Consider the following 12,874-nt stretch of genomic DNA (forward strand, 5'->3'; position numbering starts at 1 on the left):
CACGAAGAGGCCTGACGTGGCCGCCGCCCCTTCGACCGCCTGATCGGCACGAACTCGCCGCGGAGCACGCTTAGCACGACCACCGGCGCGACGACGGACGCGGCACGCCTACTTGCTCCGCAGGCTCCCCAGCGGGCCGAGGTCCTCGTCCAGCGCCGCCTTCCAGCCGGCGTCCTCGGAGCAGAGGGCGCCGCGCAGGTAGGCGGTGGTGAGCCGCTGGATCAGGGCGACGCGTGCAGGGTGCTCGTCGGTCGTCTCGGCGGACTCGTACCCGGAGATGCCCCCGAGCGAATGCTCGGCCCCCGACAGCGTGAGCAGGCTCTTGCTCCCGGGACTGTGGACGTAGGGATCGGTGAACCAGTCGGGGCCGCGGGTGGACAGCGCGGACTGGTCCTCGTCCCCCGCGACGATGAGCGCGGGGGTGGTCATGTCGCCGAAGTACGGCCTCATGAAGGGGAAGTGCTCGGCGGCGAACGGGGTGAGGTCGTCGCCGAGGCCCGTAAGGGCGAACAGCACACCCGCCTTGACGCGGGGGTCGGACATGCCCTCCCCGGGACGTCCGTCGGAGCCGAGGACGCGCGCCCCCAGCAGCGTGCTCGCGCTCTGAGCTCCCCAGGAGTGGCCCGACACGGCGATGCGGCCGCGGTCGAGACGTCCGCCGAGGCCCGGTACGGCGGCTTCGAGGAGGTCGAGCCCGTCGAGGGTGCGCTTGAGGTCCTCGATCCGGAAGCGCCAGATTTCCGGCGTGCGGGGGTCCTCGGGCGGGAGGCCGAGCGTCCGGGAGTCGAGGTGGGTGGGCCGCAGGACCACGAACCCGTGAGCGGCCCAGTGGTCGGCCAGCGGGGCGTAGCCGTTCATCGACTGGCCGAAGCCGTGCGAGAACACGATGACAGGCAGGCCGGTGCCGGTCACGGGCGCGGACACGTGGATCTGGAGGTCTTCGCCGCGGCCCGGCGCGGGCAGGACGACCGGCTTGACCGAGACGGCCGGAGTGGGGGAGCCGGCTGCGAGGTCTGTTTCCGTCATGAGACTGATTTCTCTTTCTGGCGATTCTTGGTGATGAGCTGGTCGGTGACCCACCGCGCGACGTTGTCGGGGTAGGGCGCCGACAACCCGAGGACGATGTGCGTGAAGCCGGCGTCGAGCGCTTCGCCGATCGCCTCGCGGGTCATGTCGGGCTGGTCGTAGGAGACGGGCAGGAGGTGGTCGAACAACCATGCGTGTTCGGTGCATGCTGGAGCCGTTCGTCGCGGTCGGCCCGATAGGCGCATGCCGGTCGGCCTCCCTCGAGGCGCTGGGGCAGATGCGCGGCTTGGCCGTACGGGCGGCGCTCTGGCATCATGGGATAAACGGAATCTGGTTCCAGCTACGATACGGATCGTCGTTCCGTTTTGCAAGTCCGGCATGGAGGGAAGCAGCGCGGTGAACGACGGAGGCGCGGGGCGTGCGGCGCCCCGTAAGCGGGCCGATGCCCGGCGCAACGAGAGGACGCTGCTCGACGCCGCCGCGGCCGTCTTCGTGACCTCGGGCGTCGAGGCGCCGGTGCGCGACATCGCGGCCAGGGCGGGAGTCGGGGTGGCCACGATCTACCGCCACTTCCCGACCAGGGCCGACCTCATCATCGCCGTCTACCGGCACCAGGTGGAGGCCTGCGCCGAGGCCGGTCCTGCCCTGCTGGAGAGCGCCGCGAGCCCCTACGACGCGCTGAGGCGATGGATCGACCAGTTCGTCGACTTCCTGGTCACCAAGCACGGGCTCGCCGCCGTGCTGCAGTCGGACAACGCCGGCTTCGACGCGCTGCACGCGTACTTCCTGGACCGCCTCGTGCCCGTCTGCACCCGGCTGCTCGACGCGGCGGCCACCGCCGGTGAGATCCGTACGGACGTCAACGCCCTCGAGCTCATGCGCGGCGTCGGCAACCTCTGCATCGGCGCCGACAATGATCCCCGCTACGACGCGCGGCGGATGGTCGCCCTGCTCATCGCGGGGCTTCGCCCGCAAACGTAGGAAACGCCGGGCCACGGTGGCCCGGCGTTCCTCACGAGATCCGGATCAGTCGTCGTCGTCGTTGTCGTCGTCGTCCTTGTCCGCCCGTTCCGTCTCGTTCTTGGTGACCTTGCCCGTGGCGGCGTCGATCTTCAGCTCGTGCCGCTGCGACCCCTTGGTCAGCTCGATCTCCCACACGTCCGCCCGCGTGCCCTGGGAGTCGAAGTCGAGCTCGCTGACCCAGGCGCCCGCCACCTGCTTGTGCGCGATCTCGATGGCCTGCTCCGCCGTGACCTTCGGGGCGGGCGCGGCGGCGGTGGTGGCGGCGACGGCCGCGCCTCCGCCCGCGACGAGCGTGACGACCCCGGCACCGGCGACGATGAACTTCTTCGTGATTCGCATGACTCCACGGAACCGCGATCGCCGCTAATCGCGCGCTAAGCCGCGGTTAACGCTACGGCTCCAGCGCCTTGGTGTCCCACACCAGCCGGAAGCGGGTGCACGCCTCGGTGCCGCCGTCCCAGCCGGCGGCGACCACGACAGTGTCCAGGTCGCCGTCCGAGGAGTAATCGGTGGGGATCGTGTACGCCCGCCGCCCCTGGAAAGAACCTGCGCCGGCCTCCCGCCCGTTGACGGTGATCCGCCATCGGATCGTACGGTCCGCGCAGCCCGCCGGGACGTACGCGGTCAGCGTGCCCGACACGTCGTCGACATGGCGGAGGTGGGGCACAGAGTACGGCCGCCGGACGCTCAGGGTGCTTTCGAGGCTGTCGCGTACCTGCCAGGTGAAGGTGTAGCGGTGGTCGTCTGTGAGCCCAGCGCCCACGTGACGGAAGCTGAAGTGGATGTCCGGGGCAGGGCCTCCTGCGGGGGAGAGCCTGAGGTTCGCCGTGGCCAGGTGCTGGAAGACCGCATTGACGGACAGCGCCAGGGCGACCGGCGCGAGGCACAGGACAATGACGCGCCACCAGAGCGGCAGAGGCACCGACTCCTCCGGCTCCTTGCCGACCCTTTCATCCTCATCCATGGCACAATCTTCGCCCGATGCGTCGGGACCCCTCCCGCATTGCCGCCAGGGCCTATCGATGAGCTTCAGGCACGGGCGTGGCCAGGACGACCTCCACGCGTGCGCCGCCCCCGGCGGCCGTGGAGACGGACAGGCCGCCGCCGGACGACTCGGCGGTGCGGCGGGCGATGTCGAGGCCGAGCCCGGTCGAGCCGCCCCCGCTGGTGCCGCGCTCCAGCAGCGCCGGGTCGAGGCCGGGGCCGGAGTCCTCGACCACGAGCAGGGCCCCGGCGTCGTGCGGCCCGAGGCGCACCGCCATGGGCTCCCCTTCGGGGGTGTGCGCGAAGACGTTGCCGAGCAGCGCGTCCACGCAGGCGGCGAGCTCCTCGGCCCCCACCGCCACCGGCAGCGGGGCGTCGGGCAGCGAGAGCGACACGTCCCGCCCCTGGTCCTCGGCCAGTACCGACCAGAACCGCACCCGCTCGCGCACGACCGCCGCCGCGTCGCACGCGTCGCGCCCGGCCGAGCGCCGCCGCGCGTCCGTGATGACCGCGCTCACCGCGCGCTGGAGCGCGTCCACCCGGCTCTGCACGCGCGCCCTCTCCTCCGGGTCGCGCAGCGACTCCGCGTCCAGCCGCAGGCCTGTCAGAGGGGTGCGCAGCCGGTGCGAGAGGTCCGCCACCGACTCCCGCTCCGCCGCGAGCAGGTCGTCGATCCGCCCCGCGAGATGGTTGAGCGCCAGGGCCACGGAGCGCACCTCGGGAGGACCGCCGAGCTTCGCCCTGGCGGACAGGTCACCGCCGGCCAGCCGGTGCGAGACCCGGGCGAGCCCGTCCACGGGCCGCGTCACGGCCAGCGCCAGCCGGTCGGCCAGCACGATGCCCAGCACGACCAGGGCGAGCCCGAGCAGGAGCAGCGCCAGCCACGCCTCCCGCACCCCCTTGGTCAGTTCGGTGTCCGGCACGAACACCCTGATCACGGCGGTGCCCTCAGGTGTCTGAGCCGAGACCAGCACCTCCCTGCCTCCGGTGGTCGCGGCGGTGACGCTGCGTCCGGTCGAGGCCAGGCGTACGGCGTCGGAGCGGGGCGCGGGCCCGCCCACCGTGCCGCCGCCGGGCAGGAACACGGTCACGGGCCGCCCCGCCTGCTGCACGGCCAGCGTCAGGTCGGGCGTGCCCACGTTCACGGCCACGTACTCGGCCGCGGCGGTGGCCCTGCTCATGGCGCCGTTCTCGGCCACGGCGCGGATCAGCAGCGCCATCGGCACCAGCAGCGCGATCAGCACGAGAGACGTGGTCGCGGCGACCAGCAGCGCGAGCCACCGCCTCATGACGGCTCGACCAGCTTGACGCCGACGCCGCGCACCGTGTGCAGGTAGCGGGGCTCGGACGCGGTCTCGCCGAGCTTCCTGCGCAGCCACGACAGGTGCACGTCCACGGTCTTGTCGGCCCCGCCGTAGGGGAGTTGCCACACCTCCGTCAGCAGCTCCCGCTTGGTGACCACCTCGCCCGGCCGGGCGGCGAGATAGTGCAGGACGTCGAACTCGCGCGGCGTCAGGTCGAGCGCGGCACCGTCCAGCGTGGCCGTCCGCGCCCGCGGATCCACCCGCAGGGCTCCCACCGCCAGCGGCTCCGGCGCGGAGTCGCCGCCCGAACGCCGCAGCACGGCCCTGATCCGGGCGTCGAGCTGCGCCGCGCTGTACGGCTTGACCACGTAGTCGTCGGCGCCCGCGTCCAGCACCGGCACCATCTCCGCGTCGCCGTCGCGGGCCGTCGCCACGATGACCGGCACCCGGCTGACCGCCCGCACCATGCGCAGCAGCTCCACCCCGTCGAGGTCGGGCAGCCCCAGGTCGAGGACGATCAGGTCGGGACGGTCCTGTACGGCCAGCCGCAGCCCGTCCAGCGCCGTCGGCGAGGAGGAGACGGCGTGGCCGAGCTCGCGCAGCCCGCGGCTGAGCGCCGTGCGGATCGCCACGTCGTCCTCGATGAGCAGGATGTCAGCCATGTACATGAACGTAGACGCTCGATGACGATGCCTCGGGCCGCGTTAAGGTCGCCTTAACCCGGTCTTAGCCGTAGAGGGGGGAGGCTGGGAGCCGATGAAGAGACTCGTCCTGGCCTGGGCCGCCGCCGCCGTCGCCGCCACCGGCGCGGGCGTGGCGGTGCTCGGCCTGCTCGGCAACGGCCTCACCGGCGCCTCCAGCCACGTGCTCAGCGAGCCGGAGGTGCGCGCGGCCCTGGCCACCGCGACCTCGCGCGCGATCGCGACGCCGACAGGCTCACCCGCCAAGCCCCAGCAGGAGAAGCTGATCCGCAGCGCCGGCGGGACCGTGATCGCCTCCTGCGACGCCGACCGGGTGACGCTGCGTTCGTGGAGCCCCGCCCAGGGCTACGCGGTGGACGGCGTCGAGCCGGGGCCCGCCCGGGAGACCAAGGTCGAGTTCGAGCCGGAAGAGGGCGACGAGATCGAGCTCACGATCGCCTGCTCGGGCGGCCGGCCCGTCGCCCGCCCCTCGTCGTAGCCAGGCCGGTCAGCGGCTCCCGCGGACCTGCAACGCCCCCAGCAGCTCCTCGGACGCCCTGGTGATGGTCTCGACGGCCCGGTCGAACGCCTCCGCGTTGTGCGCGGCGGGCGCTCGGAAACCGGAGATCTTCCTGACGTACTGCAGCGCCGCCGCGCGTACGTCCTCCTCGGTCACGCTCTCGGTGTAAGGGGGACGCAGGGTCTTGATGCTTCTGCACATGCCCTAACGGTAATAGCCCATGCGCTGGCTTATCTCCCGCGCGCCCTCCACCAGCACCTCGCCCACCTCGGGCAGCCGGTCAGGCGTCAGCCGGTAGGAGGGCGCGGAGACGCTGACGGCGGCCACGACGGAGCCGTCGTTGCCCCTGATCGGCGCGGCGACGGCGTTGAGCCCGACCTCGAGCTCCTCCACGGCCGCGGCCCAGCCGCGCTCCCTGATGGCGTCGAGCTCCAGCTCGTCCTCGGAGGTGATCGTCCTGGGGGTGTAGTGGTCGAGCTCGTCGGGCATGCGCAGGGCGCCGAAGGCCAGCAGCACCTTGCCGCTGGAACTGGCGTGGGCGGGGGTGCTCTGCCCGACCCAGTTGTGCCCGCTGATGGCGGCGGGGCCGCGGATCTGGGTGAGGTTGACCGCGTCGCCGTCCTGCGGGACCGCGATGTTGACGGTCTCGCCGATCTCCTCGGCCAGGCGCAGGCACACGTCCCTGCCCTCACGCGACAGGTCGAGCTGGGCCGTCGCCGCGCCGGCCAGCCGCACCACGCCGAATCCGAGCTGGTAACGGCCGCGGTCGCTGCTCTGCTCCACCAGACCGCCCTGCTCGAGAGCGGCGAGTAACCGGAACGCCGTGGACTTGTGCACGTCGAGCTCCGTCGCGAGGTCCGTCACTCGGGTCGAACCCTCACGGGCGAGGATTTCCAGGATGGCGATGGCCCGATCTACTGATTGTACGGTCGCGGTGTTGCTCATACCGCAACAGCATACTTCGCCGCACGGAGCTTCTCACGGGGATCTTCGTGGCCGGTGAGGGGGATTCGCCGCGTTCTCGCACGTCAGGAGGCTCGGAAAGGTAATTGACTACTCAACTGCCGCCGGCCACCGGGCTGAGCTCGTTCCCGAAGTCGAGCGCGATCTTACGCATGCCCTCCGCCAGCTCGTCACGGTCGAGCCCGTCGATGCGTTCCGCCGGGCCCGACACCGACATCGCGGCCACCACCCGGTCGCCGTCCCAGACGGGCACGGCCAGGCAGTGCACGCCCAGCTCCTCCTCGCCCAGGTCCATGGCGTAGCCGCACGACCTGACCCGTTCGAGCTCGGCGAGCATGGCGGTCAGCTCGGTGATCGTGTTGGGGGTGCGCCGCGGCATGCCGGTGCGCTCGAACACGGCGACCGCCTCGGAGGCCGGCCGCCCGGCCAGCAGCACCTTGCCCACCGCCGTGCTGTGCGGCAGCACCCGCCTGCCGACCTCGGCGAACATCCGCAGCCTGCGCGGCGAGGGCGCCTGGGCCACGTAGACGATGAAGTCGCCTTCGAGCACGGCCAGGTTGGCGGTCTCGCCGGACAGCTCGACCATCTTGCCGAGGTACGGCTGCGCCCACACCCCGACCATGCTCTCCGCGATGCCGCCCAGACGCACGAGCCCGCCGCCGAGGGCGTACCGGCGGTCGGACTCCTGACGTACGTAGCCGCGCGCGAGCAGCGTCTGCAGCAGCCGGTGGATGGTCCCGTACGGCAGGCCCGTCCTGGCGGCGATCTCCGACAGGCCAGCCTCGCCCCCATGTTCGGCCAGCGCCTCCAGCACGTCGAGCGCCCGCTCGACCGACTGGACGCTCATAGGCGCACACCGCGGAGCGAGGCGTCGAGCACCTCGGCCGTGTGCGCCACCCTGATCTCCTCGCCGGCACGCCGCATGGCGGCGGCGATCTGCATGGTGCAGCCGGGGTTGGCGGAGACCAGCAGGCCGGCGCCGGTCGTGCCGACCGCACGGGCCTTCCTGTCGCCGAGGTCGCGGGCGGCCTGCGGCTGCAGGATGTTGTACGTGCCCGCGGACCCGCAGCAGATGGCCGACTCGGGGATCTCGCGCAGCTCCAGGTCGGGAATGCCGCGCAGCAGCTCGCGCGGCTGGTCGCGGATGCCCTGGGCGTGGGCCAGGTGGCAGGCGTCGTGGTAGGCGACGGTGAGCGGCAGCGGGTGCCGCTTGGCCACGGGGCCCAGCTCGGCGAGATATTCGGACAGGTCGGCGACCTTGAACCGGGGCTCGCGGCCGAGCAGCTCGGCATATTCCTTCATGGAGGAGCCGCATCCGGCCGCGTTCACCACGACGGTGTCGACGCCCGCCTTCTCGAACGTCCTGACCGTGCGGCGGGCGAGCCTCGTGGCCTGCTCGGCGCGCCCGGAGTGCACGCTGAGCGCGCCGCAGCAGCCCTGGCCACGCGGGATGACCACGTCGCAGCCCTCCAGCGCGAGCACCCGCGCGGTGGCCGCGTTGACCTGGGGGAAGAACTCTCCCTGTACGCACCCGGTGAGCATGCCGACCACGGCCCTGCGCTCTCCCCTGGCCCTGACGACGCGCGGCATGCGCTGGCGGTGCTCCACCCGCGGCGCCAGCCCGGCCATGGAGCCGAGGCCGGGGTGCACCCGGGCCAGGAACGGCGCCATCCGCCCGGCCAGCCACATCGTCGGCCGCAGCAGCCGCAGCCTGCGCGGGTAGGGGAAGAGGCTGAAGACGATCTCGCGCACGGCCCGGTCCTCCGGCTCGCGCACGTGCTCCCGCTCGACCACGGCCCTGGTCTGCTCGATCAGCCGGTCGTACCGGACTCCGGACGGGCACGCCGTGACGCACGCCATGCACCCCAGGCAGGCGTCGAAGTGCCCGGCCATCTCCGGGGTGATGGGCGTGCCCTCGACGTGCTGCTTCATCAGGTGGATCCGGCCGCGCGGCGAGTCCATCTCCTCGCCCCACAACGCGTACGTCGGGCACGTCGGCAGGCAGAACCCGCAGTGCACGCAGTCGTTGATCAGCTCAGGATCCACGTCAGATCCCTCCCACGAACCGGCCGGGGGACATCCTGCGCCCGGGATCGAACCGTTCCTTCACCCGCCGCATCAGCGGCAACGTGCTCACCTGCCCCCACCTGTCGACCCCTTCGTACGGCGAGGCGGGAACGGTCAGCCGCCCGCCCAGCGCCTCGATCCGCGCCCTGAGCCGGTCGACGGTGGCCGTCAGCTCCTCCTCGGAGACGTCGCCCCAGAGTTCCAGGTAGGCCTGTCCCGTGACCGGCGAGCCGCGGAACGAGAACCCGGTCTCGCCTGCCGCGGCCAGCGTCTCGACCGTGCGCGCGGGCGGGAAGCGCACCTCCAGCAGCACGTCGTCGGTGAGGATCAGCCCCCACCAGTCCGGCGGCTCCGCCGTGATCGTGCCGTCGCCGAGCACATCGCGCAGGGCCGCCGCCCGCTGCCCGGCGGCCGACCCCTCCACCAGCACCGCGATCGTCGCGTACCGGCCGTCAAGGCAGTCGATGTCCACGGCGGAGGGCTCGGCCTGGGAGGAGGCCAGGCGCCGCAGCGTCTCGCCGGCGAGGTCGGCGACCTTCGTGCCGGTCACGATCCAGCGCCGCTCCGCGGGCAGCGGGTGCAGGCGGAAGGTCGCCTCGGCGATCACGCCGAGCGTGCCGCGGGAACCGGTGAAGAGCTTGCCGAGGTCGTAGCCGGCGACGTTCTTGACCACTTTGCCGCCCGACTTCGCGACGGTGCCGTCGGGCAGCACGACGGTGATGCCGATGAGCAGGTCGCGGGCGGTGCCGTAGCGGAAGGCGCGCGGGCCCGCGGTCGCGGTGGAGAGCGTGCCGCCGACCGTCGTGTGCTCCGCGAACGGCGGGTCGAGAGCCAGCTCCTGCCCCTTGTCCGCGAGCGTGGCGGCCAGGGCGTCCATGGTGACGCCTGCCTGTGCCCGCACCACGAGGTCGCCCGCCGCGTGCTCGATGATCTCGTTCATGCAGCACATGTCGAGCAGCACGTCGCACCGCTCGGGCGGGTGTCCCCAGTGCAGCTTGGTGCCGCCGCCCGCGGGCACCACCGCGAGGTCCTGCTCCGCGCAGGCCCGCAGCACCGCCGAGATCTCCTCCACCGTCTCGGGCAGGGCCACCCAGCGCGGGACCACGCCGCTCACGGCGTCCTTCTCGCCGGCCCGCCTGACCGTCACGCCGGTCGCCGCCAGGGTCATCAGAACTGCTCCGCCTTCCCCGACTCGACCAGCGGGTGCACGCCCTTGCGCACGCCCGGCACCTCGCCGCACAGCCGAGGCGTGGGGAACACCTTGCCCGGATTGGCCAGGCCCCGCGGGTCGAACGCGCACCGGACGAGCTGCATGGTGTCCAGGTCGTCATCGCTGAACATCCTCGGCATATAACGTGATTTGTCGACCCCGACCCCGTGCTCGCCCGTGATCGAGCCGCCGTGCTCGATGCACAGGTCGAGGATCGCGCCGGAGACCACCTCGGCCCGCTCGCCCGCGCCAGGCTCCGCGTCGTCGAACAACACCAGCGGGTGCAGGTTGCCGTCGCCCGCGTGGAAGACGTTGGCCACCTTGATCCGGTGCTCGGCAGAGAGCCGGTCGATGGCGGCCAGCACGCCGGGCAGGGACGTGCGCGGCACCACGCCGTCCTGGACGATGTAGGCCGGGCTGATGCGCCCCACGGCCGCGAACGCCGACTTGCGCCCCTTCCAGATCGCCGCCCGCTCGGCGGGATCGGCCGCCACGCGCAGCTCGAACGCGCCCGAGCAGATCTCTTCGAGCTGGGCGAACTGCCGCTCCACCTCCGCGGCGGGCCCGTCGAGCTCCACGATGAGCACGGCGCCCGCGCCCTCGGGATAGGCGCAGGCCACCGCCGCCTCGGCCGCCTCGATGGCCAGCGCGTCCATCATCTCGATCGCGGCCGGCACGATGCCCGCCCCGATGATCGCCGAGACGGCCTCGCCGCCCTGCTCGATGCTCTCGAACGCGGCCAGCACCGTGGTCACCGACTCGGGCGCGCGGCAGAGGCGTACCGTGATCTTGGTGGCGATGCCGAGCGTGCCCTCCGAGCCGACGAACGCCCCCAGCAGGTCATAGCCGGGGTCCATGCGGTCGAGCGTCACCAGGTCGCCGTCGGGGGTGACGATCTCGCAGGCCTCGACGTGGTTGACGGTGAAGCCGTACTTCAGGCAGTGGGCGCCGCCGGAGTTCTCCGCGACGTTGCCGCCGATCGAGCAGATCTGCTGGCTGGAGGGGTCGGGGGCGTAATAGTAGCCCTGGTCGCGCACGGCCTCGGTGATGGCCAGGTTGGTGACGCCCGGCTCGACCACCGCCCTGCGGTTGGCGAGGTCGACCTCCAGGATCGCGCGCATCTTCGAGGTGACGATGAGCACGCCGTCCTCGCGGGGGAGCGCGCCCCCCGACAGGCCGGTGCCCGAGCCCCTGGCCACGAAGGGCACGCCGAAGTCGTTGCACAGGCGTACCACGCGGGCGACCTGCTCGGCCGTGCCGGGGAGCACGACCACGCCGGGGGTCGCCCGGTGGTAGGTCAGGCCGTCGCACTCGTACGTGCGCAGGCGTACGGGATCGGTGATCACCGAGTCGTGGGGCAGCCGCGACCGCAGCGCCGCTATCAGCGTTTCCATCACCGATCCCCCTTTTCCTGTGGATATCTGCCTTTTCTATGGCATTTGAGCATAAGCCGGAAGAGTCAGGAACTCCGCGAAGTCGTCATCCAGCGCGACCTCCTTGAACAGCGCGGTGGCCTGGGCGTACAGCCCCTCGTCGTAGCCCGGCTCCTGCGCGATCTTGGCCAGCTCCTCCGCGATGATCTGCTCGACCAGCTCCTTCGTCACCCGCGCGCCCGTGTCGGCGAGCTCGATGTCGTTGTGGATCCACTGCCAGATCTGCGAGCGCGAGATCTCGGCCGTGGCGGCGTCCTCCATGAGGTTGTGGATCGCCGCCGCGCCCTGACCGCCCATCCAGGCGGCGAGGTAGCGCAGCCCCACGTCCACGTTGTTGCGCAGCCCCGCCTCCGTGATCTCGCCGGGCGTCTCCGAGACCGCCAGCAGCTCGGCGGCGGACACGCTGACGTCCTCGCGCAGCCGGTCGAGCTGGTTGGGCCGCGACCCCAGCACGCCGTCGAACACCTCCCGGCAGACCGGCACCAGGTCGGGGTGCGCCACCCACGACCCGTCGAATCCGTCGCCGGACTCGCGCGTCTTGTCGGCCCGCACCTTCTCCAGCGCCACCGCGTTCACCTCGGGGTCACGCCGCGAGGGGATGAACGCCGCCATCCCGCCGACGGCGTGCGCGCCGCGCTTGTGACAGGTGCGCACCAGCAGCTCGGTGTACGCGCGCATGAACGGCGCGGTCATCGCCACCGCGTTCCGCTCGGGCAGCAGGAACTCCCTGCCCCTGGTGCGGAACTTCTTGATCACGCTGAACAGGTAGTCCCAGCGGCCGGCGTTGAGCCCCGCGGAGTGGTCGCGCAGCTCGTAGAGGATCTCCTCCATCTCGAACGCCGCCGGATAGGTCTCGATGAGCACGGTCGCCCTGATCGTGGCGTGCGGGATGCCGAGCAGCTCCTGCGCCCGGGTGAACACGTCGTTCCAGAGCCGCGCCTCCAGATGCGACTCGATCTTGGGCAGGTAGAAGTACGGGCCCTTGCCCTTGTCGAGCTGCCGCTGGGCGCAGTGGAAAAAGTAGAGGCCGAAGTCGAACAGCGCCGCCGCGACCGGATGTCCGTCGACCTTGGCGTGCTTCTCGTCCAGGTGCCATCCGCGCGGCCGCACCACCACCGTGGCCAGCTCGTCGTCGGGGCGCAGCGCGTACGTCTTGCCGCCCGACTCGAAGTCGATCGTGCGGTCGAGCGCGTCGCGCAGGTTGAGGTGGCCGCTCACGCAGTTTTCCCAGAGCGGCGAGTTGGCGTCCTCGAAGTCGGCCAGCCAGACCTTCGCGCCGGAATTGAGCGCGTTGATGGTCATCTTCTTGTCGACGGGGCCGGTGATCTCGACGCGGCGGTCCTCGAGTCCGGGCGCCGGGGCGGCGACCTGCCAGTCGCCCTCCCTGATCTCCTTGGTCTCCGGTAGGAAGTCGAGCATGGCGCCGGCCGACAACTCCGCCTGCCGCGTCCGGCGGGCCTCCAGCAGCTCCAGCCGCCTGGCGTCGAACTCGCGCTGCAGAGTCGCCACGAACGCCTGCGCCTCCGGCGTGAGGATCTCGTCGAACCGGTCGAGCATCGGGCCGGTGATCTCCATGGAACCTCTTTCCGCACTTTTTCGCGATGTGGAAAACGACTTCTGGATTATGGAATCGACGCTACCCTTATGGTCCTTTCCCGGTCAAA

At 71.6% G+C, this 12,874-nt stretch carries 15 protein-coding genes; 2 read left to right on the forward strand and 13 right to left on the reverse strand.

Features of this window, described 5'->3' with window-relative positions:
* Positions 1-108 precede the first annotated feature (108 nt).
* Together ABGB01_RS01285 and ABGB01_RS01290 are read right to left on the reverse strand one after the other, a co-directional pair.
* Positions 109-1,026, reverse strand: coding sequence for a chlorophyllase (locus tag ABGB01_RS01285; protein WP_347769365.1), 918 nt, complete (start codon positions 1,024-1,026; stop codon positions 109-111).
* Positions 1,023-1,214 carry a hypothetical protein gene (locus tag ABGB01_RS01290; protein ID WP_347769367.1) on the reverse strand — a complete coding sequence of 64 codons (192 nt, stop codon included), beginning with the start codon at positions 1,212-1,214 and terminating at the stop codon, positions 1,023-1,025. The genes ABGB01_RS01285 and ABGB01_RS01290 overlap by 4 nt, the downstream gene beginning before the upstream one ends.
* A gap of 208 nt (positions 1,215-1,422) precedes the next feature.
* On the opposite strand from ABGB01_RS01290, the gene ABGB01_RS01295 reads away from it, so the two are divergent.
* Positions 1,423-2,007, forward strand: a complete 585-nt coding sequence (locus ABGB01_RS01295) for a helix-turn-helix domain-containing protein (protein ID WP_347769369.1) — start codon at positions 1,423-1,425, stop codon at positions 2,005-2,007.
* 45 nt (positions 2,008-2,052) lie between these two features.
* Here ABGB01_RS01295 and ABGB01_RS01300 read toward each other — a convergent pair whose 3' ends face one another.
* Genes ABGB01_RS01300 through ABGB01_RS01315 form a run of 4 tightly spaced genes read right to left on the reverse strand, consistent with a single transcriptional unit; the run spans position 2,053 to position 4,999 of the window.
* A complete protein-coding gene (locus ABGB01_RS01300; RefSeq protein WP_347769371.1) occupies positions 2,053-2,388 on the reverse strand; it encodes a PepSY domain-containing protein in 336 nt (111 codons plus the stop codon).
* 52 nt (positions 2,389-2,440) lie between these two features.
* On the reverse strand, positions 2,441-3,013 hold the full coding sequence (locus tag ABGB01_RS01305; RefSeq protein ID WP_347769373.1) for a hypothetical protein: 573 nt from the start codon (positions 3,011-3,013) through the stop codon (positions 2,441-2,443).
* A 52-nt stretch (positions 3,014-3,065) separates the two neighbouring features.
* Entirely contained in the window at positions 3,066-4,322 is a 1,257-nt protein-coding gene (locus ABGB01_RS01310) for a HAMP domain-containing sensor histidine kinase (protein ID WP_347769375.1), read from the reverse strand.
* Entirely contained in the window at positions 4,319-4,999 is a 681-nt protein-coding gene (locus tag ABGB01_RS01315) for a response regulator transcription factor (protein WP_347769377.1), read from the reverse strand. The genes ABGB01_RS01310 and ABGB01_RS01315 overlap by 4 nt, the downstream gene beginning before the upstream one ends.
* A 94-nt stretch (positions 5,000-5,093) precedes the next feature.
* On the opposite strand from ABGB01_RS01315, the gene ABGB01_RS01320 reads away from it, so the two are divergent.
* Positions 5,094-5,516, forward strand: coding sequence for a hypothetical protein (locus ABGB01_RS01320; RefSeq protein ID WP_347769379.1), 423 nt, complete (start codon positions 5,094-5,096; stop codon positions 5,514-5,516).
* A 9-nt stretch (positions 5,517-5,525) separates the two neighbouring features.
* Here ABGB01_RS01320 and ABGB01_RS01325 read toward each other — a convergent pair whose 3' ends face one another.
* The 7 genes from ABGB01_RS01325 to aceB form a co-directional block, all read right to left on the reverse strand.
* Positions 5,526-5,738 (reverse strand): DUF2277 domain-containing protein, encoded by a 213-nt coding sequence (locus ABGB01_RS01325; protein ID WP_132596886.1) that lies wholly within the window; start codon positions 5,736-5,738, stop codon positions 5,526-5,528.
* A 3-nt stretch (positions 5,739-5,741) separates the two neighbouring features.
* The gene (locus ABGB01_RS01330) at positions 5,742-6,482 is read right to left on the reverse strand and encodes an IclR family transcriptional regulator (protein WP_347769381.1); all 741 of its coding nucleotides are present in this window, start codon (positions 6,480-6,482) and stop codon (positions 5,742-5,744) included.
* Between the two features lie 112 nt (positions 6,483-6,594).
* Positions 6,595-7,347 carry an IclR family transcriptional regulator gene (locus tag ABGB01_RS01335; RefSeq protein ID WP_347769383.1) on the reverse strand — a complete coding sequence of 251 codons (753 nt, stop codon included), beginning with the start codon at positions 7,345-7,347 and terminating at the stop codon, positions 6,595-6,597.
* The gene (locus tag ABGB01_RS01340) at positions 7,344-8,546 is read right to left on the reverse strand and encodes a heterodisulfide reductase-related iron-sulfur binding cluster (RefSeq protein WP_347769385.1); all 1,203 of its coding nucleotides are present in this window, start codon (positions 8,544-8,546) and stop codon (positions 7,344-7,346) included. The genes ABGB01_RS01335 and ABGB01_RS01340 overlap by 4 nt, the downstream gene beginning before the upstream one ends.
* 1 nt (position 8,547) lies before the next feature.
* A complete protein-coding gene (locus tag ABGB01_RS01345) occupies positions 8,548-9,735 on the reverse strand; it encodes an FAD-binding oxidoreductase (RefSeq protein WP_347769387.1) in 1,188 nt (395 codons plus the stop codon).
* A complete protein-coding gene (locus ABGB01_RS01350) occupies positions 9,735-11,171 on the reverse strand; it encodes an FAD-linked oxidase C-terminal domain-containing protein (protein ID WP_347769389.1) in 1,437 nt (478 codons plus the stop codon). The genes ABGB01_RS01345 and ABGB01_RS01350 overlap by 1 nt, the downstream gene beginning before the upstream one ends.
* 36 nt (positions 11,172-11,207) lie before the next feature.
* Positions 11,208-12,785 (reverse strand): malate synthase A, encoded by a 1,578-nt coding sequence (gene aceB / locus ABGB01_RS01355; RefSeq protein WP_347769391.1) that lies wholly within the window; start codon positions 12,783-12,785, stop codon positions 11,208-11,210.
* Between the last annotated feature and the right edge of the window lie 89 nt (positions 12,786-12,874).

Source organism: Nonomuraea sp. B5E05, assembly GCF_039880665.1.
Taxonomy (GTDB): Bacteria; Actinomycetota; Actinomycetes; order Streptosporangiales; family Streptosporangiaceae; genus Nonomuraea.

Excerpts from the sequence above, each read along its gene's own strand:
- ABGB01_RS01330 (WP_347769381.1), bottom strand. The coding sequence starts at position 6,482 with ATGAGCAACACCGCGACCGTACAATCAGTAGATCGGGCCATCGCCATC.
- ABGB01_RS01325 (WP_132596886.1), bottom strand. The coding sequence starts at position 5,738 with ATGTGCAGAAGCATCAAGACCCTGCGTCCCCCTTACACCGAGAGCGTG.
- ABGB01_RS01305 (WP_347769373.1), bottom strand. The coding sequence starts at position 3,013 with ATGGATGAGGATGAAAGGGTCGGCAAGGAGCCGGAGGAGTCGGTGCCT.
- ABGB01_RS01350 (WP_347769389.1), bottom strand. The coding sequence starts at position 11,171 with ATGGAAACGCTGATAGCGGCGCTGCGGTCGCGGCTGCCCCACGACTCG.
- ABGB01_RS01300 (WP_347769371.1), bottom strand. The coding sequence starts at position 2,388 with ATGCGAATCACGAAGAAGTTCATCGTCGCCGGTGCCGGGGTCGTCACG.
- ABGB01_RS01345 (WP_347769387.1), bottom strand. The coding sequence starts at position 9,735 with ATGACCCTGGCGGCGACCGGCGTGACGGTCAGGCGGGCCGGCGAGAAG.
- ABGB01_RS01285 (WP_347769365.1), bottom strand. The coding sequence starts at position 1,026 with ATGACGGAAACAGACCTCGCAGCCGGCTCCCCCACTCCGGCCGTCTCG.
- ABGB01_RS01310 (WP_347769375.1), bottom strand. The coding sequence starts at position 4,322 with ATGAGGCGGTGGCTCGCGCTGCTGGTCGCCGCGACCACGTCTCTCGTG.
- ABGB01_RS01335 (WP_347769383.1), bottom strand. The coding sequence starts at position 7,347 with ATGAGCGTCCAGTCGGTCGAGCGGGCGCTCGACGTGCTGGAGGCGCTG.
- ABGB01_RS01320 (WP_347769379.1), top strand. The coding sequence starts at position 5,094 with ATGAAGAGACTCGTCCTGGCCTGGGCCGCCGCCGCCGTCGCCGCCACC.
- aceB (WP_347769391.1), bottom strand. The coding sequence starts at position 12,785 with ATGGAGATCACCGGCCCGATGCTCGACCGGTTCGACGAGATCCTCACG.
- ABGB01_RS01315 (WP_347769377.1), bottom strand. The coding sequence starts at position 4,999 with ATGGCTGACATCCTGCTCATCGAGGACGACGTGGCGATCCGCACGGCG.